Origin of the sequence: Hyphomicrobium sp. (assembly GCF_035572195.1) — a bacterium.
Lineage (GTDB): Bacteria > Pseudomonadota > Alphaproteobacteria > Rhizobiales > Hyphomicrobiaceae > Hyphomicrobium_B.
In genome coordinates this window covers 1-21965 of the sequence record NZ_DATNBA010000051.1, presented here as the reverse complement: position 1 = coordinate 21965, position 21965 = coordinate 1, and the positions used below count along the sequence as shown (strand labels likewise).

General features: G+C 59.9%; 21 protein-coding genes and 3 tRNA genes. 11 read left to right on the top strand and 13 right to left on the bottom strand.

All coding sequences use genetic code 11. From position 1 onward, the window contains the following. Window positions 1-171 precede the first annotated feature (171 nt). Entirely contained in the window at window positions 172-1356 is a 1185-nt protein-coding gene (metC, locus tag VN623_RS05080) for a cystathionine beta-lyase (protein WP_325568774.1), read from the top strand. 39 nt (window positions 1357-1395) lie between these two features. Here metC and VN623_RS05075 read toward each other — a convergent pair whose 3' ends face one another. Beyond that, complete coding sequence (locus VN623_RS05075) at window positions 1396-3060, bottom strand: L,D-transpeptidase family protein (RefSeq protein WP_325568772.1); 1665 nt, start codon at window positions 3058-3060, stop codon at window positions 1396-1398. A gap of 76 nt (window positions 3061-3136) precedes the next feature. On the opposite strand from VN623_RS05075, the gene VN623_RS05070 reads away from it, so the two are divergent. After that, complete coding sequence (locus VN623_RS05070) at window positions 3137-3316, top strand: hypothetical protein (protein ID WP_325568770.1); 180 nt, start codon at window positions 3137-3139, stop codon at window positions 3314-3316. Window positions 3317-3384: 68 nt separating this feature from the next. Here VN623_RS05070 and VN623_RS05065 read toward each other — a convergent pair. Together VN623_RS05065 and VN623_RS05060 are read right to left on the bottom strand one after the other, a co-directional pair. Continuing rightward, a tRNA-Arg gene (locus VN623_RS05065) sits at window positions 3385-3461 on the bottom strand. A 545-nt stretch (window positions 3462-4006) separates the two neighbouring features. After that, window positions 4007-4996 (bottom strand): SDR family oxidoreductase, encoded by a 990-nt coding sequence (locus VN623_RS05060; protein WP_325568768.1) that lies wholly within the window; start codon window positions 4994-4996, stop codon window positions 4007-4009. Between the two features lie 193 nt (window positions 4997-5189). Between VN623_RS05060 and VN623_RS05055 the strand changes: the two genes are divergently transcribed. After that, on the top strand, window positions 5190-5648 hold the full coding sequence (locus tag VN623_RS05055; RefSeq protein ID WP_325568766.1) for a PRC-barrel domain-containing protein: 459 nt from the start codon (window positions 5190-5192) through the stop codon (window positions 5646-5648). Between the two features lie 127 nt (window positions 5649-5775). Next, window positions 5776-6135 carry a PRC-barrel domain-containing protein gene (locus VN623_RS05050; RefSeq protein WP_325568764.1) on the top strand — a complete coding sequence of 120 codons (360 nt, stop codon included), beginning with the start codon at window positions 5776-5778 and terminating at the stop codon, window positions 6133-6135. A gap of 98 nt (window positions 6136-6233) precedes the next feature. On the opposite strand, the gene VN623_RS05045 is transcribed toward VN623_RS05050, so the two are convergent. Then, complete coding sequence (locus VN623_RS05045) at window positions 6234-6530, bottom strand: hypothetical protein (RefSeq protein ID WP_325568762.1); 297 nt, start codon at window positions 6528-6530, stop codon at window positions 6234-6236. Between the two features lie 187 nt (window positions 6531-6717). On the opposite strand from VN623_RS05045, the gene VN623_RS05040 reads away from it, so the two are divergent. After that, entirely contained in the window at window positions 6718-7068 is a 351-nt protein-coding gene (locus tag VN623_RS05040; protein ID WP_325568760.1) for a hypothetical protein, read from the top strand. A gap of 147 nt (window positions 7069-7215) precedes the next feature. Here VN623_RS05040 and VN623_RS05035 read toward each other — a convergent pair whose 3' ends face one another. Then, entirely contained in the window at window positions 7216-7719 is a 504-nt protein-coding gene (locus VN623_RS05035) for a hypothetical protein (protein ID WP_325568758.1), read from the bottom strand. Window positions 7720-7937: 218 nt separating this feature from the next. On the opposite strand from VN623_RS05035, the gene VN623_RS05030 reads away from it, so the two are divergent. Continuing rightward, entirely contained in the window at window positions 7938-9263 is a 1326-nt protein-coding gene (locus tag VN623_RS05030; RefSeq protein ID WP_325568756.1) for a divalent metal cation transporter, read from the top strand. Between the two features lie 21 nt (window positions 9264-9284). Here VN623_RS05030 and VN623_RS05025 read toward each other — a convergent pair whose 3' ends face one another. After that, complete coding sequence (locus VN623_RS05025) at window positions 9285-9503, bottom strand: hypothetical protein (RefSeq protein WP_325568754.1); 219 nt, start codon at window positions 9501-9503, stop codon at window positions 9285-9287. A gap of 651 nt (window positions 9504-10154) precedes the next feature. Here VN623_RS05025 and ligD (VN623_RS05020) point away from each other — a divergent pair. Both ligD (VN623_RS05020) and ligD (VN623_RS05015) read left to right on the top strand, forming a co-directional pair. Beyond that, window positions 10155-11828, top strand: a complete 1674-nt coding sequence (gene ligD, locus VN623_RS05020) for a non-homologous end-joining DNA ligase (protein WP_325568752.1) — start codon at window positions 10155-10157, stop codon at window positions 11826-11828. A gap of 94 nt (window positions 11829-11922) precedes the next feature. Continuing rightward, window positions 11923-12918: a non-homologous end-joining DNA ligase gene (gene ligD, locus VN623_RS05015; RefSeq protein ID WP_325568750.1), complete on the top strand. Its 996-nt coding sequence runs from the start codon at window positions 11923-11925 to the stop codon at window positions 12916-12918. A gap of 31 nt (window positions 12919-12949) precedes the next feature. Here the strand turns inward: ligD (VN623_RS05015) and VN623_RS05010 are convergent, their stop codons facing one another. Next, entirely contained in the window at window positions 12950-13852 is a 903-nt protein-coding gene (locus VN623_RS05010; protein WP_325568748.1) for a Ku protein, read from the bottom strand. A 259-nt stretch (window positions 13853-14111) separates the two neighbouring features. Here VN623_RS05010 and VN623_RS05005 point away from each other — a divergent pair, with 259 nt between their 5' ends. Beyond that, a complete protein-coding gene (locus VN623_RS05005; RefSeq protein WP_325568746.1) occupies window positions 14112-14297 on the top strand; it encodes a hypothetical protein in 186 nt (61 codons plus the stop codon). A 31-nt stretch (window positions 14298-14328) separates the two neighbouring features. On the opposite strand, the gene glpK is transcribed toward VN623_RS05005, so the two are convergent. Both glpK and VN623_RS04995 read right to left on the bottom strand, forming a co-directional pair. Beyond that, a complete protein-coding gene (glpK, locus tag VN623_RS05000; protein WP_325568744.1) occupies window positions 14329-15828 on the bottom strand; it encodes a glycerol kinase GlpK in 1500 nt (499 codons plus the stop codon). A 637-nt stretch (window positions 15829-16465) separates the two neighbouring features. Beyond that, window positions 16466-16542: transfer RNA gene (locus VN623_RS04995), tRNA-Arg, on the bottom strand. A gap of 211 nt (window positions 16543-16753) precedes the next feature. Between VN623_RS04995 and VN623_RS04990 the strand changes: the two genes are divergently transcribed. After that, entirely contained in the window at window positions 16754-18403 is a 1650-nt protein-coding gene (locus tag VN623_RS04990) for an OFA family MFS transporter (RefSeq protein ID WP_325568742.1), read from the top strand. A gap of 224 nt (window positions 18404-18627) precedes the next feature. Here the strand turns inward: VN623_RS04990 and VN623_RS04985 are convergent, their stop codons facing one another. From VN623_RS04985 to VN623_RS04970, 4 genes are all read right to left on the bottom strand, one after another. After that, the gene (locus tag VN623_RS04985) at window positions 18628-18933 is read right to left on the bottom strand and encodes an ETC complex I subunit (RefSeq protein WP_325568740.1); all 306 of its coding nucleotides are present in this window, start codon (window positions 18931-18933) and stop codon (window positions 18628-18630) included. Window positions 18934-18963: 30 nt separating this feature from the next. Beyond that, a tRNA-Pro gene (locus VN623_RS04980) sits at window positions 18964-19040 on the bottom strand. A gap of 75 nt (window positions 19041-19115) precedes the next feature. Then, window positions 19116-19589, bottom strand: coding sequence for a DUF192 domain-containing protein (locus VN623_RS04975; RefSeq protein WP_325568738.1), 474 nt, complete (start codon window positions 19587-19589; stop codon window positions 19116-19118). Window positions 19590-19644: 55 nt separating this feature from the next. Further along, window positions 19645-20244, bottom strand: coding sequence for a cold-shock protein (locus tag VN623_RS04970; protein WP_325568736.1), 600 nt, complete (start codon window positions 20242-20244; stop codon window positions 19645-19647). 618 nt (window positions 20245-20862) lie between these two features. Here VN623_RS04970 and VN623_RS04965 point away from each other — a divergent pair. Beyond that, a partial coding sequence (locus tag VN623_RS04965; protein WP_325568734.1) for a TIGR03862 family flavoprotein occupies window positions 20863-21965 on the top strand: 1103 nt, incomplete at its 3' end.

The following is a 21965-nucleotide window of genomic DNA, read 5'->3' as shown; positions in this document are numbered from 1 at the left end:
TTGTCTCTTCGGTTCTTGCGAGCAGACGAAAGCAACGGCCCTGGGGTGCGGCTGTTCTCAACGGTTGCGCGCACGCCGGCCACACATCCCGCGCCTCGGCGCCATGGTCAAGGCCTTGACCGCGCTCCAAACTTGCGCCACGAGGTCCAACTCACCCGGAGACCTTGAAAAATGGCCGGTAAAGACGACAGTTCCGAGGGTGCGCCGCGGCCCGAGACCGACGTGGTGCATCTCGGTCGAGCGCCGTTCGAACAACATGGGTTCGTCAATCCGCCGGTTTATCGGGGTTCGACTGTTCTCTATCCTAGTCTAGAAGCGCTCAAAACTCGCAAGCAGCCCTACACCTACGGCCGCCGCGCAACGCCGACGACGCGCGCCCTCGAGGACGCGATCGTCCATCTTGAAGGCGGTGCTGCGACGATACTGACATCGTCGGGCCTCGGTGCCGTCTCGACGGCCATTCTCGCATTCGTCCAGGCGGGCGATCACATTCTGATCGTCGACAGCGTCTATCAGCCGGCGCGCTCATTCGCCGACAGGATGCTGAAGCGGCTCGGTGTCGAGACGACCTATTATGATCCGGCCATCGGCGCCGGCGTCGCCAAGCACTTCAAGCCCAACACGCGCCTCATCATCGTCGAGAGCCCCGGCTCGCAGACATTCGAGATGCAGGACATTCCGGCAATCGCAGCGGCGGCCCACGCGAAAGACATCTGGGTCATCGCCGACAACACATGGGCGACGCCGCTCTACTGCAAGCCGCTGGCGCTTGGTGCCGACGTCTCGATCCAGGCGGCAACCAAATACATCGTCGGTCATGCCGATGCGATGCTTGGTGCCGTGACGGCCAACGCGCGTGCGGCGCGCCTCATCGACAACGCCAAGGAAGCACTCGGCACCTGCCCTGGATCGGAAGAAACCTATCTTGGTCTCAGAGGCTTGCGGACGCTCGACGTGCGCCTCGAGCGGCATCAACGGTCCGGCGTTGCCGTCGCGGAGTGGCTAGCGGACCGGCCCGAGGTCGACCGCGTGCTGCATCCGGCTCTTCCGAACCATCCTGGGCACTCCCTTTGGAAACGCGACTTTACGGGCTCGACGGGCCTCTTCACGATCGTTCTGAAGCCGGTGCCGGAGAAATCTCTCGCGGCATTTCTCGACGGCCTCAAATACTTCGGCATGGGGTATTCGTGGGGCGGCTTTGAGAGCCTCGTCATTCCATTCGACCCGACGAGCTATCGGACGGCGACCAAATGGACCGGCCCCGGCCCCGCGCTCCGCTTTCACATCGGACTCGAGGCCGTCGATGATCTGATTGGCGATCTTGCCGCCGGCTTCAGCCGCATGACGACCGCGTGAGCGGCAATTCGCAGGCCGCATTCACTCTCGAACATTCCGCTAATAGCCGAGCGACCGGCGGATCAGGTCACCGACAGAGTCGCCGGACGGCGCATATTTGACATTGCCGAACGTACTGCTCAGCCCCATCGGCGAGTCAAAATCGCCATTGCGCGAAGATCGCCTTGAACCCGAGCCGACCCTGATCTCCTTGAGTTTCGAGGTATCGACGGCGGCGAGATGATCTTCACCGATATCGATCTGGTCCCACTTGCCCGCGAGCGCGAGCGTGATGCGTTCCTGATGGCCATAGTAGTCTTTGTAATAATTCGGTTCGCCATGATCGCCGACCCACACGGTGAAGTAGCCGACGTGTACCGGGATCGGTGTGTCGAGAGTGAACTCGTTGGTCATCGGGCCTTTGCGCACCAGCCATTTGACGTCTGGCGCCGCATCGCCGCGATCGATGTCGAAAATCCGCTGCGCAAGGACCTGCGGATTTCTCACCCGCATGCAGCCGTGGCTGAAGAGGCGCACGGGATCGTTGAAGAGTGATCGCGACGGCGTGTCGTGCAGGTAGACCGAGTGCTTGTTCGGAAACAGGAATTTGACGACCCCGAGGGCGTTGTCATCGCCGGACGGCTGATAGATTTTATAGGCGCTGAGATCGGCCTTCGACCAGTTGATCCGTGAACTCGAGACGGTTCGGCCATTGCGCTTGATGACATAGCCCTGAGATTCAAGCGACCGGCCGGACAGCAATTTCGTGAGCTTGATGGAATCGGGCAGATACCATTCGGGACGCAGGACGATGGTCGTCATGTTCTTCGAGAAGATCGGCGTTTGCGTGCTTGGCGTACCGACGATGACGCGTTCGTCGAAGACCGGCCGACCGTTGTCGGTCAACACGATAGAAAAGGCCGGGACATTGACGAAGATATGGGTCGCTCCGAGCGAACGCGGCATCCATCGCCATTCCTCCATGTTGGCGATAACGGCCGTCACCTTGTCGGAGACATGGCCCGATAGTGCGGCACGAGTTGACGACCCGACGATCCCGTCGCCGCGCAACGACATCGACTGCTGAAATTTCTTTATTGCATCGGCGAGCGGCCGATCGAACACCTGTTCTGCACCGGGTTCTGATGCGACGCGGAAACGCTCCTTCAAAAGAGCAACGTCGGGATTGCGCGAGCCGAGCTGAAGCATTGGTCCGAGTTTTGAAATCTCGAAGGCGTCGGCAGCACCCTCCTTACCTCGAAGATCCGCGAGTAAAGCTTTGAGCTTCAGAAACTGGTCCTGCTGCGGCTGAAGCGATCTCAGGAACTGTCCTGGATCGGAGGCTTCTGAGACTTGCGATAGAACATCAGCGGCGCTCGTAATCACCGGCTGACGATCAAGGTAAGACGACAGAAGCGTGTCGGGCTCAGAAATCCGCCCGCCCTGCGCCTGGTGCGCGTACCGCAGGATCGCGGCCGTGATCTCGAGCTCGGCGTCCGCCGTCTCGTCGTTCGACCAGTGGCCGGACGTAAAGGGCCGATTGACCGCTTTCAGCTTGAAGTCCGAGGCGTTCAGGCCCCATTCCGCCGCGTGTCCGATTTCCGTTATTGCGCGGCGTGCGGCGCGCGTTGGGCCGTGTTCATCCACCCATAAAGGCCGGCATTCGCGTGCGGTATAGAAGTCGACGACGGCTTGGCGGTCCTGACCGTCTAAGGGAGCGACCATCTCGGCCGCGAAGCGTGAGCAAATCGCAGCTTGAGCGCCGGTCATTTCGTCAGCAGTAACGGCTGATGCCTCAAACATGAGCAAACCGAAGAGCACGGCGCCGCAACGCCAGGCCGTAACGGTCGATCGGCGGTCTTGGAGAGGCATCGTTTGGATACTCGCTACTGGGTGTCTCGCAAACGTCGGCGTAACCGGAACCTATCTCATTTTTCTCATGCCGGTATATGTCGATCCGGATTATCGCGACGCTGGTTAAGCCTCGGTAACGCATAAGCGAGGTCTTTAGTGCCCGGCTGTTGAAAGGCTCTGACGTGCGCGCACGTGTGGCGGTCCCGGCAGGGCTCGAACCTGCAACCTTCGGAGTCGAATTCCGACGCTCTATCCAATTGAACTACGGGACCGCGAGTGAGAGACGTACGCGCGCTTTCTTATGCGTGTCACAACGCGGTGCCATTCTGAACAAATCTCTGACGATTTGTCGATGTCATTTACGAGCGTCCGTCGACGACCATCTTTTTGAGTCGCTTCTGGAACTGCGACGTGGGTCGCGCGTTCACCACTTTAACTAACGTTTGGGGCACGGGGGTGCATTGACTTGTCTTATACCGATCAGGGTTTCGGACCCAACGCAGTCGTACGCTATAGAGCTCGATTCGAGGCCATCTGCGATCAGATCGCGGCGGCACGACTCACCGGGATATTCTTCCTGAGCTCGCTCGCTAAGGAGCGCGGGGCGACCGCGTCAGGCTCCGTCGTGGCCGTTGCGGCTCTAGCGGCGTTCGGCGCGTTCATGCGTCGCGACTGGATATCCGAGGCCGGGGTCACGAACCGCGGCTACGTCCGTACTCGGGATTTCCTGCAACGGGCAGCGCAAGATGGCGTTGCATATCCGGGCCGCCGGCCACGAGCGGCCGCATCGGGACAATTTTGGGCGTATTTTTGATCGTTACGAGCGATATCCGCCGATGACCGGAAGGATCTCGCCGGTGATGTAGCTCGAGCAGCACGGGGCCGCCATGAACACGAATGCCGGCGCAATTTCTTCCGGCTGAGCGGCACGCCGCATGGCACTTTGCGAGCCGAACTTGGCGACATCCTCTGCGGACCGATCCGCAGGATTGAGGGGCGTCCAGACAGGGCCCGGCGCGATCGCATTGACGCGAATGCCTTTGTCGATCAGCTGCGCGGAGAGCGAGCGCGTAAACGCGTGAATGCCGCCCTTCGTCATCGAGTAATCGAGAAGCTCCTTGCTGCCTTCGATGGCCGTGACGGAGCCGGTCATGATGATAGAGGCGCCGGCTTGCATATGCGGAACGGCAGCGCGGGCCATATAGAAATAGCCGTATAGATTGGTCTTCAGCGTGCGATCGAAGTGCTCGTCCGTCAGATCCAGGATATTGGACGTGTGTTCCTGAAACGCGGCGTTGTTGACGAGGATATCGAGCTGTCCCAGTTCTTTGACAGTCTTTGAAACCGCTGCATTGCAAAACTCAGGGTCGGAAACGTCCCCCTCGATCAGGATGCAGCGGCGACCTTCCGATTCGACCGCCGCCTTCGTCGTCCGCGCGTCGTCGCATTCCTCCAGATAGCATATCGCGACGTCTGCGCCTTCACGTGCAAAGAGTACCGCCACGGCGCGGCCGATGCCGGAGTCTCCACCCGTTATCAGCGCCACCATATCCTGCAGCTTATGTGACCCTTCATAGCCTGGAGCCTCATACATCGGCGCCAATTTGAGGTCTGCTTCGGCTCCGGATTTTTTCAGATGCTGCGCCGGAAACGCCGACGGGTATTCTCGCTCTCCCGCCTGCATCGGCTGCTTAGACGGCGATGATTTCGCTTTCTTAGCTTTCGTATCCAGTTGGTCGACGACCGCCTGCACATGCCGCCCTTGCTCAGCGGTTCGTGTGTTTTTCCGCGTTGCATGTCTTGTCATACGCAAACCTTTATTTGATGCGCCGCGAGCGTGATTCACGTCGCCTTGTCTTAAATCCGCATTCTTCTTAACCGGCCATGCCAGCTCACAGTTCCAGCTTCCGCGCGGAACTCCCTTTGCATCGATGCGTTGACCAGACAGCGCGGGAACGTCTCCCGACAAAATCAAATCAGCATTAGAGAGGTAGACGAAAATGAAATTCAGAGTTCTGACGGCAGTCGCTGCGATACCGGCGCTCGCGACGATCGCATATGCGCAGACTACCACGCCGCCAACGGCGCCGACCGCAACAACACCGGCACCGAGCGCCACGACAACGACCACCACGACCGAGGCGACGACAACGGCCCCGCAGTGGTATCAGCGGCAGCAGGGCGAGTGGCGGTCGAGCAAGTTGGTTGGCTCGAAAGTCAAGAACAACGCCGGAGATACGATCGGCGACATCAACGAAATCGTGCTAACGAGCGACGGCGCCGCCGCCGCTGCGATCATCGGAGTTGGCGGATTCCTCGGCATGGGCGAGCGCGAAGTCGCCGTGCAATTCAAGTCGCTCCACATCTCAAAAGATTCGAGCGGCAACGACGTCGTGAAGCTCGATACGACCAAAGACGCATTGAAGAATGCTCCGGTTTGGACGTGGCAGAGCAGCTAACGCAGTATTTTTTTCCGGGCGTCAGACACGATCGAGCGGCCAGGCCTTGGCAGCTCGATCGCCGCTTTCTTTTGAAACCGCGGGCCGCCCAGCCATTTTAAAAAAAAATGCATGGAGGAATTCAGAAATGCAGAGCGAAACGACAATGCTTGAAACGAGCAAGGTTCCGGGAACGTCGGTTTATAGCGGCGCACAAGAGGAAATCGGCGCCGTCGACGACCTGATCGTCGACACGGTCAGCGGAAAGGTCCGTTACGCCATTTTGAGTTTCGGTGGATTTCTAGGGCTTGGAAAAAGTCAGTACGTCATCCCGTGGACCGCGCTCAAGTGGGACCCATCGCTACATGGCTACGTAACCGGCGTCACGGAAGACCAGCTGAAGATGTCCCCGGACCTCGACCCACTTTCACTGCGCAATCGCGATTCCGAGCAGCGTCTCCACACGGCCTACGGAGCACCGAACTACTGGGAGCTCGAGACACGGTAAATCGGTCGCCGATGCCGGATCGAAAATGAAGACACCCGCGAGCACAGCCTGCTCGCGGGTGTTTATTCCATTGGTCGACTGCAGCGGATTCTGAAATGCTAGATCTTCGTTGGCGCATCACCGAAGCGGTCGGGAATAGCGTTTTGCGGGTCGAGCATAAGCAAAGCCCTGTTCACCTCATCCAACAGCGGCGGTTCTCCTCCGCTCATGTTCTCGTCCGTTGCGCGTTGAAGCGCGCGAGCGTCGAGTTCCCAGCGCTTCAGGATTTCAATTTTTTGAGCGCGTGATAGTCCCGGGCACGCCACGACCTCGAGGGGAAAGTCGAAGACGGATACCGGGCTCGTAATCGCCTCTGCAAGATCGTCCTTCGACAAGCATTCTGAGCCTGTTTTCATCGGTAATTCTCCTTCGTCGTTGCTCGCTCAACGTGACAAGCACGCGCAAGTTCCGCTGCGTCGCATGCGAAGGGGCCGATTGCTTAGTTGAGTTTCGAAGTTGTGATGTCGCGTTCAGTACCGTTCATCGGAACCAACCAACATGCGCTCCGGTTTTCCATGTATTCGCAATGACAGGAGATAAATTATGAATGCTTGGAAAGCCGCCGCCGCGACAATTGCCGTCGCAGCTCTCGGCACGACGGGCGCCGTAGCGCAGTTGTTAAACGATACTGAGGTTATAAAGACCCAACAGGTGACGCCAGCCGACCCGGCGCAAGTTGCTCCGGCCGATCCGGCAACAACGCCTTCCGGCCAGGGGTCCAGCGCCGGTGAATCGGGTTACTCGTCGCCAGCCGGAATCCCAGCGGATCCGACGACAAATGAAAACCAGCAGCCGGGCATGTCACCGCAAAATCCGACTGATCCAGCGACAGGCGATAAGCCGGACGCACGCGTTCCTTCGTCAACACCGGGAACGGGCACTTCGGCGCCTTGATCGGCTAGCTGATCGCAAATCGAGCTTTGAAAAAAGGGAAAGGTTCCGAGCACCGTTCGGAACCTTTTCTATTCCTCCAGTCAAAGATCTCGGGGTCCGGATGCTCGTGACGAATGACATTCACTCGCCACGAGCAAGGCTCAGGACTTAATAGCTTAAGCACAATTCGTAGCGACGCCACCAGTATGAGCTGCCGGTTGCCAGGGCCCGGCTATAGAGCCAGCCGCAACCGCCACCGTAGTATCCGTCGTAATAGCCGTAGTCGTAGAACGGAACGCCGACAAAAAACCTATTCCCACGGCGGTGGTGCCTTCCGTGGCCCCAATTCTTGCCGCCTTGTGCGAAGTTACCTCGACGCGCAAAGTTGCCGCCGCGTGGGCCGAAGTTGCCGCGGTTTGAAAATGAGCGGTAACCGCCGCGGCCGCCCATATATCCGCCATATCCGCCCGGCCGGCCGCCCATTCCACCTCCGCTGAAGCGGGAACCTCCACCGCCGCCGCCGCTAAAGCGCGATCCTCCACCGCCGCCGCCTCCCCAGGCGCCCCCGCCACCGCCTCCACCGCCTCCCCCGCCGCCGCCACCTCCGCCGCCCGGTCTTGCGTCGACCACAGCGCTACCTAGCGCCAGCAGCAAAGCGGCTCCCGACGCCATTATTATCTTCCTATACATTTGGACCTCTCCTTGGTCGTTACTTACGGACACGGATCTTGTCCCATGCATGTCCAACGGCAGAGTGCTTCGTGGGGTTCCGGACTGGTGTTGGCGCGACCGCGCCATTTCCGGAACAAAGGCACGGCGTTCAGCGTTCGAACATGCACCGCAAAGTACAATATCGGTCTCTCCGGATTCCAACGTTGTGATTGAAATCAATGATCAACGACGCTGCTGGCTCGCGCCAAGACGACTCTGATCCGGAAAGAAGTGCAACCGTCGGCCCCAGCAAACCGCGTCTGTTGAAAATTCTTGGGCCCGGCCTGATCACCGGCGCTTCCGACGATGACCCCAGCGGTATTGCTACTTATTCTCAAGCCGGCGCGATCTTTGGCTTCGGTCTGCTTTGGACGATGGTCATCACCTATCCCCTGATGGTGGCGGTTCAGGAAATCAGCGCGCGTATCGGGCGGACGACGGGGCGCGGTCTCGCCGGCAACATCATCAGGCATTACCCGGACGGCATCGTCTATGGACTGGTGGGCCTGCTGTTCTGCGCCAACGTCATCAACATCGCGGCAAATCTCGGCGCCATGGGAGACGCCGTCGCGATGCTCGCCGGTGGGCCGCACCTTGTCTATGTCGTGATTTTCGGCGTTTTGTGCACGCTGATGCAGGTCTTCATGCAGTACACGCGCTACGTCGCCGTACTGAAGTGGCTGACGATCGTCTTGTTCTCCTACGTCGCCACCCTCTTCGTCGTGCACGTTCCGTGGGCCGGCGTCGTGAAGGGCCTTTTGCTACCCAAGTTCTCCGGCGATCCGCAATATTGGGAAACGGTGGTCGCTATTCTCGGCACCACGATCAGCCCGTATCTTTTCTTCTGGCAAGCTTCGCAAGAAGTCGAAGACATCCATGAGATACCTCGCCGCGAGCCTCTGCTCGATAAGCCCCGCCAAGCCGCGAGCGCCGAGGAACGCATCCGGCTCGATACTCTGGTCGGAATGGCCTTCTCGAATGTCGTCGCGATATCGATCATCATCACGGTCGGCGCGACGTTGCACCCCGCCGGCATCACGAACATCGAAAGCTCGGTGCAGGCGGCCGAAGCCTTGAAGCCGATCGGCGGATCGTTGGCCTTTGCTCTTTTCGCGTTGGGCATCATCGGGACAGGGCTGCTTTCGATCCCGGTGCTGGCAGGCTCGGCGGCTTACGCACTCGGCGAAGCGCTCAAATGGAAGGTCGGTCTCAAGCTGCAGCCGATGGAGGGGCGGACATTCTACGGAACGATCGCGCTGGCAACCCTCATCGGAGTGGCGCTGAATTTTACCGGCATCAATCCGATCAAGGCGCTCTACTACAGCGCCGTGATCAACGGACTTGTCGCCGTGCCGATCATCGCGTGCATGATGCTCTTGTCGTCCGACAAAAAGGTGATGGGTCGCTTCACCGTCGAAGGGGCGCTCTTCTATCTCGGCTGGGCGACGGCTGGCGTCATGGCGCTCGCCTGCATCGGAATGGTCGTGACAATGCTCTGGGGATGACGTCCAGAGTTATTCACAGCCTCATTCGACATCGTCGGCATTCAAGAGTCCGTAGTCCTGAGATCTCATCGGCTTCCCTTGGCTTTCCTTCTGCTGGACCCTAAGGGCGATGTTCAATAGCTGCCTGATGGCGGCCGCGCGGCTCGGCATGCGTTGCTTGAAACGCCAATCATCAATCGCGGCAAGCTCTTCTTCGCTCAGCATAATTTGCAGGCGCGTCTCTCGCGATAAGCCATTCATCGTATTACTCCTGGCTCAATCTCCAAAAAATGTGCCTAATCCGGGTTTGGCGGTATAGCCGCCACTTACTCATTCCGCGCATAAACGCTCGTTACAGCAAAATGTTCCGGTGCGGTTTCGAGCGTATTTGGGGGTCTTCGCGGATTTCCAAGGACACCAAAGACAGGCAGTCTGTTCCCCGTGTTGAGATTTTGTGGGTGATGCCAGTGTCTGCGGGCTACAATGCTTTCGAGCCAAACGATCTCGAACTTGCTCAGAGCGTCTTGGATGAGGTTTGGGCGTCGCTGCCACGAGATGTTCGCAATGGATCTCGCGCCACGCTTTTACGTGAACGGCTAGCGCGTCAGATTCTATTCTCCATGAGGCACGAGACCATTCAGCCAAACGAACTGAAGGTTTCGCTACTGCGTGCCGACATCAAAGAGTGGGCCTCCTCTTAAGTCCCGTCTAGGCTCTGCCATCGCCTCGAATGCAATTGTACGGAACCAAGCGCGCGCTTAGGACGTTTTCCGGCCAGACGCATGTACCAACGTGTGTCAGGCGCCGTAAAAGGTGCTGGGCCGCCCGGGAATCCTTGTGGTCCCCCGGCGGCTTTGCCTTGTCTGCGTCGCTTCGGCTTGCTTGACGTCACCGTAGTGGACCTTTTTCCCGATGGCAGGAAAACAGCTCTCCGAATACCGGGCCAAGCGCGATTTCACAAAGACCGCCGAGCCGAGCGGGTCAGCTCTCGTGCGCCCGGCGAAGCATCTTCGCTTTGTCATTCAGAAACATGACGCGACGCGACTGCATTACGATCTGCGGCTCGAATTAGACGGCGTGTTCAAGTCCTGGGCGGTTACCAAGGGTCCGTCGATCGATCCCAATGACAAGAGGCTAGCGGTCGAAGTCGAAGACCATCCCCTCGACTATGGGGATTTCGAAGGGACCATTCCCAAAGGCCAATACGGCGGTGGCACCGTGATGCTGTGGGATCGCGGTTTCTGGGCACCGCTCGGCGACAAAGATCCCGAGCGGGCACTTCGCGATGGCGAACTCAAATTCGTTCTCGCCGGAGAAAAACTGCAAGGCAGCTGGGTGCTGGTGCGTTTCAAGAACGACCGCGCGGGCAACGGTAAGCGCAACAATTGGCTGCTGATCAAGCATCGCGATGAAGGTGCCAAGCCCGGCGATAACGACAAGGTGCTGACCAAGGATCACTCGGTGGCATCCAGCAGGACCATGTCGCAAATTGCGGCCGGGAAAGGCAAAGGCCCGGAGCCGTTCATTCTGCGACGCCGTTCGGCTGCCAAACCGAATGCGGTCTGGAACTCATCGTCAGACAAAGACAGTGACGCTGAGCCTCAGAAAGCCGAGCGGCCGCTACGGCGCACGCCCATCCGAAAGACGTCGAAGTCCGCAAAACGATCTGGCGCGAAAAAGTCGGAAGGGGCCAACGTCGTGCTCGGCGTAACGATCTCGCATCCCGACAAAGTGCTGTGGCCGGCGAGCCAGGGGGCCGCCGTTTCAAAGCTTGATCTCGCGCACTACCTCGAAACCGTCGGTCCTTGGATGATCGAGCATATCAAGGGGCGACCGTGTTCCGTTATCCGGGCACCGGATGGGATAACCGGCGAAACGTTTTTTCAGCGCCACGCCATGCGCGGAATGTCGAATGAGATCGACCTCGTGCGCATCTCAGGCGACCGCGAACCCTACATCGAAGTCAACAGCGTCGAAGGCCTCGTAGCTCTCGGTCAAATTTCGGCACTGGAATTCCACCCGTGGAATTGCGCGCCGCTTGAGCCCGACGTGCCGGGGCGCTTGGTTTTCGATCTCGATCCGGCGCCGGATGTCGACTTTTCGAAAGTTATCGACTCCGCGCTCGAGCTGCGCGAACGCCTGGATAAACTCGGCCTGATCGCCTTCTGCAAAACGACGGGCGGCAAGGGCCTGCATGTCGTCACGCCGTTGAAGCCGAGCAGTGGCGATGGCATCGGATGGAAAGAGGCAAAGATGTTCGCGGGAGCGCTTTGCCAGCAGATGGCCGACGACAGCCCGCGCGACTACCTCATCAAAATGACGAAGAAGCTTCGCAAGGGGCGCATATTCCTCGATTACCTGCGCAACGACCGGATGGCGACGGCGGTCGCGCCGCTCTCGCCTCGGGCGCGAGAGGGGGCGCCGGTTTCGATGCCGCTGACGTGGGCTCAGGTCAGGAAGGGGCTCGATCCTCGCCGCTTTACGATCCACACGACGCCTCGCCTTTTGAAGACCACCGACGCCTGGCGCGACTATCGCAAGTCCGGACGCCCGCTCAAGACCGCGGTCAGAAATCTGCTTGTTTAGTCACCGGCCCGACCAGGTCGGGGCGAAGGGGTCAAACGTGAAATCGCGGGCACTACCCAAAGCATCGACCGCGGCAGGCTCCTCCCGGCAAGCTATGTCCGCATCTGCGTTGCCGAAAGGCGCCGTCCGAGGGACCCTTCCGGCCTTCGTCGAACCGTGTCTTGCAACGCTCGTGGCGAAGCCGCCCGAGGGAGACGACTGGGTTCACGAAATCAAATTCGACGGCTATCGCATTGAAGCCCGCCTGGCCGCTAATGGCGTCAAACTGCTGACGCGAAGCGGTCTCGACTGGACCGACCGCTTCGGCGATCTCCCGCATCTGCTGCGCGAGAAGCATAGCGGAACCGCCCTGATCGACGGCGAGCTCGTCGTGGAAGATTCCGAAGATCATTCGAGCTTCACGGCATTGGCGGAAGCATTGAAAAGCGGACTCGCCGAAAGGTTCGTCCTGCAGTGCTTCGATCTGCTTTACCTCGACGGCGTCAATCTGATGGGCATCCCGCTCACAGACCGCAAAGCCCTGCTGCGGCGGCTGCTCGGCCGTAACTCGAAGACAGGGCAAATCCGTTTCAGCGAACACCTCGCGGGTGACGCGGACAAGATGCTGACAGAGGCGTGCCGTCTGGGTCTCGAGGGAATTATCTCGAAGCGCGCCGACAGGCCCTACAGGTCCGGCCGTAACGATGACTGGCTGAAAAGCAAATGCATCCAGACCGACGAATTCGTGATCATCGGATATCTTCAATCCAACGTATCCGCCAACGCCGTCGGAGCGCTCGTCGTCGGCTACTACGATCGAAACCGCCTTAAGTACGCCGGTCGCGTCGGCACCGGCTTTACGAACCGGCGCGCGACAGAGCTCTATCGGCTTCTGAAACCTTTGCGCATCGATGAGCTGCCGGTAGAGGCGCCGCTGACGGGGTTGCAGCGGAAAGGGGTCGCGTGGGTTCGGCCTACGCTCGTCGCTCAAATCGAATATCGCGCCTGGACGGCGGACGAACTTCTAAGGCATGCAGCCTTCAAAGGCCTTCGCGAAGACAAGCCGGCGCGTGACGTCAGACGGCCGACCGTCAAGGTGCCAAAGTCTTGATCAATGCGCCGGCGCCGATTGACGGCGCATGCTAGCCGCGGGCGCGGCTTTTGCTCTTTGAGGATTTCGGCGCCGCACGTTTGGCCGGTTCACGTTTTTGCCGGGTGGCGGCCGTCTTCGCTTTCGATCGCGTAGCCTTGGCGGGCGCCTTCCCGGTCGACTTGCGAAGTGCTTCCATGAAATCGATCACAGTTCCGCCTGCGGGTCGATCGTCGCCGCCGCCGACTTCCGTCGACTCTCCGCCTTCGACCTTGTCCTTCACGAGTTTGCGCAACGCTTCCGCATAGTGATTTTTGAAGGCGCTCGCGTCGAACTCGCGAGTCCGCTCGGCGATCAACTGCTTCGCCATGTCGATCAATTCCGGGCGCAGCTTGCCTTTGCCTATTCCGTCGAAGATCTCGCCCGCATCTCTCACTTCGTTTTCGTAGCGGAGCGTCTCGATCATCAGCCCTTCGCCGCACGGCTTCATTGCAATCAGATTTTCGCGCCCACGCATCGTCAATTGGCCGACGCCGTACATTTTGGCTGACTTCAGCGCGTCGCGAATGATCCGATAGCCTTCTTCCGCGACGTCACCGTCCGGCAGAACGTAATACGGATTGTCGAAGTAAAGAGGATCGATCGAGCACGCATCGACGAACTCCGTGAGTTCGACCGTGTGCCGCGTCGTCAGTTTCAGCTTATCGAGTTCGTCGGGCTCGAAGAGAACATACGTGCCGTCGTCGAGTTCATAGCCTTGAACGATATCCGATTGCGGGACGACCTTGCCTGTTTCTCCGGCGACTTTCTGGTAGCGTATCCGCTGCTTGGACTTTCGATCCACCTGATGCAGCGCAATCTTATCTTCGGACGATGTGGCGCTGACGAGCCGAATAGGTATCGTGACCAGCGCCAGGCGAAGATGCCCCTTCCAGAAAGATCGAGCCGTTGCCACTGTCCACTCCTACAAACGCAAACTCGTTACACTTGTCACACGATTAGGGTCACAAGATGCAGGCCAACCCGTGACCCAAACGCCTCTGATAAGCGCCGGGTTCCGTTTCCGGGCGCCGATATTCTTCGGGTAGCGTGCCGTAAAGATCCCAGGCTTAATGTTTTTCTCGCCCGCAGCCTTAGGCCGAATAGCCGACGATACAGCTGTCACGAAAATCAGTCATATCGAGACTTTTGCAGCAACGAGAACGAGGTTCACCGTGCAAGTGCTGGCAAACGTCATTATCCATGTGCTGTTAACGATTGGCCGCATCGTCGGCATGGTTCTGGCGCCGCTCATCATCGGCTTTCTCATAGGCTACGAAACGGTCGAGGATTTCGTCGTCGAAGCTCTGAGAAGGCGCGCCGAGACCACGAGTAACGCCGCGCAGCCCAGCAATCGATGATCGATCGGACGGCCTGAGAATTTCGCAGCGCTCACGCCGGCCGCGTACGGACGCGCGCAACGGCGGCTTGCCAACCGGCCCATTTGCGGGCCCGAAGGGCAGCGTCCATAGCGGGCTTGAAGCGCCGATCGAGCCGCCAGGTCGCCGCGAACTCGGCAGGACCCGGGCATATGCCGGCGTGATACCCAGCGAGATATGCCGCGCCAAGCGCCGTGGTTTCCATGACTGCCGGACGATCGACCGGAGCGCCCAGGATGTCAGCCAGGAACTGCATGGTGACGTCGCTCGCGGTCATACCACCATCGACGCGGAGCACTGTGCCGGCCGCCACAGGCCAGTCGGCGTGCATCGCTTCAAGCAGGTCGCGGGTCTGATAGCCGACCGCCTCCAGCGCCGCTTGGGCAATCTCGGCGGGGCCCGTATTGCGCGTCAGTCCCAACAGCGCTCCGCGCGCATCGGCATCCCAATAGGGTGCGCCCAAGCCGACGAACGCCGGCACCAGATAAACCTGCTCGAGCGGATCGGCGCGTTGCGCGAGCGCGTTGACCTCGGGTGACTGGCCAATCAGGTGAAGGCCGTCGCGCAGCCATTGCACCGCCGCTCCGGCAACGAAGATCGCGCCTTCAAGCGCGTAGGTGCGCTGACCGTCAAGCTGATAGGCGATAGTGGTGAGCAGCCGATGGCGTGAGCGCACCGGCTGAGGGCCCGTGTTGAGCAAGGCGAAGCAGCCGGTGCCGTAGGTCGACTTCATCATGCCGGGCGTGAAGCAGCCCTGCCCGATGGTGGCAGCCTGCTGGTCGCCGGCAATGCCGCGAACGCGGATCGCACCGCCGAACAACTCAGGCAATGTCTCACCGAAGTCTGCCGCGCAGTCGCGCACGTCCGGCAATAGCCCGGCTGGAATTGCAAAGAGCCTTGCTAGTTCGTCGTCCCATTGGCCGCGAGCGATATCGAACAGCAACGTGCGGGAGGCATTCGTCGCATCCGTAGCGTGAACCTTGCCGCCCGTGAGGCGCCAAAGCAGGAACGAGTCCACCGTCCCGAACGCAAGATGGCCCTGCTCGGCCGCCGCTCGCGCGCCGCTTACGGTGGCGAGCAGCCAGGCGAGCTTGGTCGCCGAGAAATACGGATCGAGCACCAGACCGGTTCTGTCGGTGACAGCACCTTCATGGCCGGCGGCACGCAAGGCGGCGCAAGCATCGGCAGTCCGCCGGTCTTGCCAGACGATCGCATTGTGGATCGGCTTGCCCGTTACGCGATCCCAGACGATTGTCGTCTCGCGCTGGTTGGTGATGCCGATGCCTGCAATATCCTCGGCGCCGGTGCCGGCCTTCGCCATCGCTTCCCGCACGGTTGCGATGACAGCCGACCAGATGTCCTCGGGATCATGCTCGACCCATCCTGGCGCCGGATAGATCTGCCGCAGCTCCTGTTGCGCGGCGGCGATCGGGGTGAGCTTTGCATCGAATACGATGGCGCGCGTCGAAGTGGTGCCCTGATCGATCGCGATGAGGTGCCCCACTGCAGTCATTCGACCTCAACGTCCGGGAATTTAGAGAAGATAGTCTTCAGTATGCCGGTTCGGTGCCAGCCGGAGAATACGTGTTTAACGAGTCGGGGGGATCCTAAAATTTTGTCCGCAAATATCCGCCGCCGCCAAATCGATTTGGCGCGCGGTGACCCCCGCACGGGTTCAGGGGCGGACTAAGTCCTCAAAACGCCGTTCACGGGGTCGTGGTAGGAGGCGGTGTCGTTGTCGGCGGCGTCGTCGACGGTGTGGTTGTTGGAGGTGTGGGTGGTGTAGTTGGCGTCGTTGTCGTCGTCGTTGTGTCGTTAACGGTGCCACTTTCCGGACCGGTTACGGGTGTCTGCCGCATTCCATACAGGATGGCGAGCAGCGCCAGTATGACAATAGCTCCTAGCAATAACGGCCGATTGCGATTACCTATGCCCGGGCCCGGGAAGCGAGAACCGCGGTGCTGATCCTCGGGTGGTAAAGCCATTGTTTCCTCCTGCTGTTCTATTGCAGCTGATCAGGGAACGCGCATGTTCGCTAACGGTTCCGTGTATCGAGGTTGTGCGGGTACACTTCGCCGGAATGATTACGCCTCTTGCCGACTGCAGCCAGGCGACGATAGCGGTTCATAGCATCATGAACGGCGAAGCGTTGGCGATCCCGGCAGGACTTGAACCTGCGACCCTCTGCTTAGAAGGCAGATGCTCTATCCAGCTGAGCTACGGGATCATGGTGCATCGCGACACACAAGCGAATGTAGCAGATAACGGAACCTGTAACGAACACCGGCGAAACCGATAATCGCGACCGATCTGAAACGCAAGTTCAGCGAACACACGTACTTTCCGTATCGAGCCTATCGCCTGTTGATTGTGCCACCGCTCGCGTGCAAGAAAGCTAAAAAAATTACGCGTCAGCGGCACAATAGGGGGAAGACATTATGGCAGCAGCGAGTTCCTTAGCGGATCAGCCGGCGCCGGGGCTACTCGATCGCGCGCGCATCGTCGCGAAGCCCGGGTTCAACCGCTGGCTGGTGCCGCCTGCTGCACTTGCGATCCATCTCTGTATCGGCATGAGCTACGGGCTCAGCGTGTTCTGGCTTCCCTTGGCCCAGTCTCTTGGGGTCAGCAAGCCGCAGACGTGCCCGGACATGACGATGCTCCAGGCCCTCGTCACAACGACTTGCGACTGGAACGTCAGTGACCTGCTCGTCACATTCACAATCGGCATCGTATTCCTCGGATTGTCGGCTGCCCTCTTCGGAGGCTGGCTTGAGCGAGCCGGGCCGCGCCGGGCTGGTGTGGTGTCGGCCTTGTGCTGGGGCGGCGGCTTTCTGATCTCGGCCCTCGCCGTCTACATTCATCAGCTTTGGCTGTTGTGGATCGGACTTGGCGTCATCGGCGGCATCGGGCTCGGCCTCGGCTACATTTCGCCGGTCTCGACGCTCATCAAATGGTTTCCCGATCGGCGCGGCATGGCGACGGGAATGGCCATCATGGGTTTCGGCGGCGGTGCGATGATCGGCTCGCCGATCGCCATTTTGCTGATGAACCATTTCAAGAATGCACAGTCGGTCGGCGTCTGGGAAACAATGGGTGTGATGGGGTGCATCTACCTCGCCTTTATGCTGTGCGGCGCTTTCGGCTATCGCGTTCCGCCAGAGGGATGGAAGCCCGATGGCTGGTCCGCGCCGCAAGACCGGGCCCACGCGATGATCACGACCGGTAACGTGCATCTCGACAACGCTCACAAGACGCCGCAGTTCTGGCTGATATGGACTGCGCTGTTGATGAACGTCTCGGCCGGTATCGGTGTGCTCGCGATGGCTTCTCCGATGCTGCAGGAAATATTCGGCGGCTCGCTGATCGGCCAAACCGGTGTACGATTTGGAGACCTTGATGTTGCGCAGCACGCTGCGATCGCCGGAATAGCCGGGGGCTTCGTCAGCCTCTTGTCGCTATTCAACAGCGGGGGACGCTTCCTATGGGCCTCGTTTTCGGACGTCATCGGCCGCAAGACGACGTACTATTGCTTCTTTCTTCTCGGCATCGCGCTCTACGCCTTGGCGCCGAGTGTTGCGCACATGGGATCGATTGCACTTTTCGTTGCTGCGTTCTGCATCATTATGAGCATGTACGGTGGAGGCTTCTCGACGCTGCCGGCTTATCTCGCCGACATCTTCGGCACGCAGTTCGTCGGCGCAATCCACGGCCGCCTGTTGACGGCGTGGTCAGCCGCTGGCGTACTCGGCCCGCTCGTCATCGGATACATTCGTGACGCGCAGATCGCGGCCGGCATTCCCCGTGCGCTCGTCTATGATCGCACGATGTACATTCTGACCGGATTCCTGCTTATCGGATTGATCGCTAACTCCCTCGTCCGTCCAGTGGCAGCAAAGCGTCTGATGACGGAGAATGAAGTCGCGGCACTTCGGGCAACGCAATCATCCGCGATGATCGCAAAAGACTCGCACGGAATTGGCCTCGGTGGTTTCAGCCTCGGCGTCCTGATCGCCTGGCTTGCCGTCGGCATTCCCTTCCTCTGGGGCGTATGGAATACGCTCACCAAGGCCATAGCATTGTTTGGCTGACGACACTCGAGTGCACGGGACTTTTCCGATGCTGAGCGGATGGAAGAGGAGCGGCGGTCCGACGCCGCCCTCGTGAGCGATACTCGATCCTGGGCGGCACGAGTTCATCTAACGCCCAGGAAATCCGGATTCAGCGATGCTGGATCTTGGGTATTCCAATCTTTTGGATTCCAAGATCGTTGACGCAGCCCGTGTCTTAATCCGAAACCGGCCCGGGAATTGGTTCAGTGCGTCCAGTTGCCGATGCGGCCGTAGCGGAAGTTGTCGGCGTAGGACTTGCGGATCGGCTTGCGCGGCGTCGGTTCGGCAAGCGTGTAGGCAAGCCCCTCGCGCGTCGCATAAGCGATTGCTTCGTCCTTCGTATCGAATTCGAGCCGCACTTGAGCTCGCATGTCGCTGGAACTCGTCCAGCCCATCAGCGGATCGACACTGCGCGGTGCGCCAGGTTCAAATTCCAGAACCCATTCCTTCGTGCGTGCTTCGCCCGACTGCATCGCGGTCTTGGCTGGCTTGAAGATGCGCACGCTCATTGGACGGCCTTTGCGACAAGTGAAAACAATTGGTCGGGGCGACATGATTCGAACACGCGACCCTCTGCTCCCAAAGCAGATGCTCTACCAGGCTGAGCTACGCCCCGACACGGGCCCTCATGTGCCGCTTTCGCAATCCCAGGTCAAGGCGAGGCGACATCCGGATCGGTGCGCGATGCGTTTCAGTGCACCGCGGCTCCGGCAAATAGCGGGTAGCGCACCTTGTCCCCAGGCTTGATCCCGAGCCGCGAAGCGCCGCCGCCCGCGATTTCGAGCACCCCCGACACCGCAGAACCCGACTCGATGACGCGGTCCGACAGCGGCTCGGCGCGCTCCTCGATGCGGGCGATCGTTCCGTCCGGCCGAATGAACAGCATATCGAGCGATATGTAGGTGTTGCGCATCCACATCGAGAGTGTTCGCGGTGCAGGGTAAGAAAAGAGCATGCCTTCGGCATCGCCGAGCTTGGTGCGAAACATTAGCCCCAGCGCCTTCTCCTGATCGGTCGTCGCTATCTGGATATCGAAGGTATGTCCCGCGCCGCCGCCGGCCGGCTCGATCGTCAACTTGTCCTGGCGCATCTTTGCTTGCGCGGCAGGCACGAATTGGAAGACGGCGGTCACCGGAAGCGATGAGGCCAAAACAAAGAGGGCCACGCAAATCGCGGCCCTCTTTGTAAAACTTGATACCACAGTCGCAATCCTTCCCGCGCTAATTACGGGACGGAAGCCCCGTCGGTACGCCATCCGGGCGGAGTTCGGCGGCCATACAGCCTTTCGATCCATAACCCCAGCGGACCTGGACAATCTGGCCGGGCCTGAGCTCCGTAAAGCCGAACCGCCGCAGCGTCTCCATGTGGCAGAAGATATCGGGCGTCCCCTCGCCGCGAGTCAAGAAGCCGAAGCCGCGAACCCGATTGAACCACTTGACGTAGGCCCTCTCCCAGTCGCTTTCGGGCTGTACGATGACGTGCGTACGCTGCGGAAGCTGCGAGGGGTGAATGGCCGTGCTCTCGTCCATGCTGAGAACGCGGAAGGCCTGAATGCCCTTCGGCCGCCGCAGCACTTCGCAGTGCACGCGAGCGCCTTCGTAGGCGGTCTGGAAGCCACCGGCTCTGAGGCATGTAACGTGAAGAAGTATATCCGGCAGGCCATTGTCCGGCACAATGAAGCCGTAGCCTTTCGAAGCGTCAAACCACTTGATCATGCCAGCGATCTCGAAAACCTCGAGCGCTGCGTCGTCCATCAACTCGGGCCCGGCCGAATCCGGTTGCAAAAAGCCCGTAAGATCGGGACGCTTTGTATCCCCCATCACTTGATACCCCGCATACTTTGCGTCAACGATAGTCACATTGCTTCGTCCCGCGATGCCCGCATGTGCGATTCCGGAAGAGCCCTCTTCAGAACCGAAACACCAGCGCCTCTTCGCGAAGCAGCGCAAACCATAACACTCGCTTTGGCGAGAGCCAGTAGCATTTTTTAACCATCCCTCTTGACGCTCTGTTGGAGCCACTCAATCCACATCGCTTCGTGCGACTTAAATGTTTGATAGAGCGGGTGGAAAATTAGATCGCAAATGATCCCCAGGTTCGATATTCAGTCCGAACGCAACAAAATTTCATCCACACCCTGGGATCATTTTCACTGACGAGAAGCTCTCTCAGAGTGATTCGATTGAGCCGCTGATTCGCAGCTTATTCGTGAGCTTGTTCTTGCGCCGCAAGAACATTTTCCAACAGTTCTGCACAGATGCGGCAAAACGGGGCTGGCGCATTGATTCGTGGCTCGTAACGTTTTCAAAACACAGTGTGGCCGTCGCGCCTCTCAGGCTCTCGCGATGCGTACTACACGCAAAGGTAGCGCTAAAAACTGAGCATTACGGGAGCTATTCGATGACTTATCTGCATACGATGTCGAGCACGCGCGCGTGGTGAACGAAGATGCGCCCACCATAGCCCGCGACGTCGCCATCGTTGGAGCAGGTCCTGCCGGGCTCTTCGCTGCAGAAATCATCGCGAACCACGGCCATCGAGTGACGGTCTATGAGCGCACGCCGTCGGTGGCGCGAAAATTTCTGCTCGCGGGGCGCGGCGGACTCAATCTGACGCACAGCGAACTGCCTGAAGTTTTTCTCGGTCGTTACGGCGAGGATGCGTCCCAGGTTCGCGCGGCCGTCGAGGCCTTCCCGCCGTCGAAGCTCATCGCTTGGGCCAACGATCTCGGCGCGAACACGTTTGTCGGCACGAGTGGTCGCGTCTTTCCGCGGGCAATGAAAGCCTCTCCTCTTCTGCGGGCTTGGTTGCGCCGGCTCGACGGCCTCGGCGTCACCATCAAGACGCTACATCTATGGACCGGATTTGCGCCGCCTAGCGGATTGCTGTTTCAAACGGCCGATGGCGCTAGGACGAGGATCGATGCCGATGCGGTGCTGCTGGCGCTTGGCGGAGCAAGCTGGCCGAAGCTCGGCTCGGACGCTCGCTGGGCCGATATTTTCGACGAGGCGGGCATCGCAGTTGTGCCGCTCGTCCCTGCGAATTGCGCGGTACTCGTAGCCTGGTCCGATGTCTTTCGATCGCGGTTTGAAGGCGCGGCTCTAAAACGCATTGCGTTGACGATCGGCGGCGTCACCCAACGCGGTGAAGCGATCGTGACGCACAATGGTCTCGAAGGTGGTGCGGTTTACGCTCTGGCCCCCCCCATTCGACGCGCTTGCGCGATCGAAAAAACGGCGGAGCTCGTCGTCGACCTCAAGCCTGATATTTCGTTGCCTGACCTGGCGCGGCGATTGGAGAAGCCCCCCGGCAGCGATACGATCACTAACCATGTCCGCAAAGCCGCGCATCTCGACCCCGTCGCCATCGGCCTTCTCCGCGAAACGGCACTGCCTGACGATGCCGAGGCGCTGGCGGCGCGCATCAAAGCCTTGCCCCTTTGCGTCACCGGTCTCGAAGGTATCGAGCGGGCGATTTCGACGGCCGGCGGCGTCGGCTGGGGCGGCGTGGACGACCGTTTGATGCTCAGAACACGACCCGG

Excerpts from the sequence above, each read along its gene's own strand:
- metC (WP_325568774.1), top strand. The coding sequence starts at position 172 with ATGGCCGGTAAAGACGACAGTTCCGAGGGTGCGCCGCGGCCCGAGACC.
- VN623_RS05075 (WP_325568772.1), bottom strand. The coding sequence starts at position 3,060 with ATGGTCGCTCCCTTAGACGGTCAGGACCGCCAAGCCGTCGTCGACTTC.
- VN623_RS05070 (WP_325568770.1), top strand. The coding sequence starts at position 3,137 with ATGAGCAAACCGAAGAGCACGGCGCCGCAACGCCAGGCCGTAACGGTC.
- VN623_RS05060 (WP_325568768.1), bottom strand. The coding sequence starts at position 4,996 with ATGACAAGACATGCAACGCGGAAAAACACACGAACCGCTGAGCAAGGG.
- VN623_RS05055 (WP_325568766.1), top strand. The coding sequence starts at position 5,190 with ATGAAATTCAGAGTTCTGACGGCAGTCGCTGCGATACCGGCGCTCGCG.
- VN623_RS05050 (WP_325568764.1), top strand. The coding sequence starts at position 5,776 with ATGCAGAGCGAAACGACAATGCTTGAAACGAGCAAGGTTCCGGGAACG.
- VN623_RS05045 (WP_325568762.1), bottom strand. The coding sequence starts at position 6,530 with ATGAAAACAGGCTCAGAATGCTTGTCGAAGGACGATCTTGCAGAGGCG.
- VN623_RS05040 (WP_325568760.1), top strand. The coding sequence starts at position 6,718 with ATGAATGCTTGGAAAGCCGCCGCCGCGACAATTGCCGTCGCAGCTCTC.
- VN623_RS05035 (WP_325568758.1), bottom strand. The coding sequence starts at position 7,719 with ATGGCGTCGGGAGCCGCTTTGCTGCTGGCGCTAGGTAGCGCTGTGGTC.
- VN623_RS05030 (WP_325568756.1), top strand. The coding sequence starts at position 7,938 with ATGATCAACGACGCTGCTGGCTCGCGCCAAGACGACTCTGATCCGGAA.
- VN623_RS05025 (WP_325568754.1), bottom strand. The coding sequence starts at position 9,503 with ATGAATGGCTTATCGCGAGAGACGCGCCTGCAAATTATGCTGAGCGAA.
- ligD (WP_325568752.1), top strand. The coding sequence starts at position 10,155 with ATGGCAGGAAAACAGCTCTCCGAATACCGGGCCAAGCGCGATTTCACA.
- ligD (WP_325568750.1), top strand. The coding sequence starts at position 11,923 with ATGTCCGCATCTGCGTTGCCGAAAGGCGCCGTCCGAGGGACCCTTCCG.
- glpK (WP_325568744.1), bottom strand. The coding sequence starts at position 15,828 with ATGACTGCAGTGGGGCACCTCATCGCGATCGATCAGGGCACCACTTCG.
- VN623_RS04990 (WP_325568742.1), top strand. The coding sequence starts at position 16,754 with ATGGCAGCAGCGAGTTCCTTAGCGGATCAGCCGGCGCCGGGGCTACTC.
- VN623_RS04985 (WP_325568740.1), bottom strand. The coding sequence starts at position 18,933 with ATGAGCGTGCGCATCTTCAAGCCAGCCAAGACCGCGATGCAGTCGGGC.
- VN623_RS04970 (WP_325568736.1), bottom strand. The coding sequence starts at position 20,244 with ATGGGGGATACAAAGCGTCCCGATCTTACGGGCTTTTTGCAACCGGAT.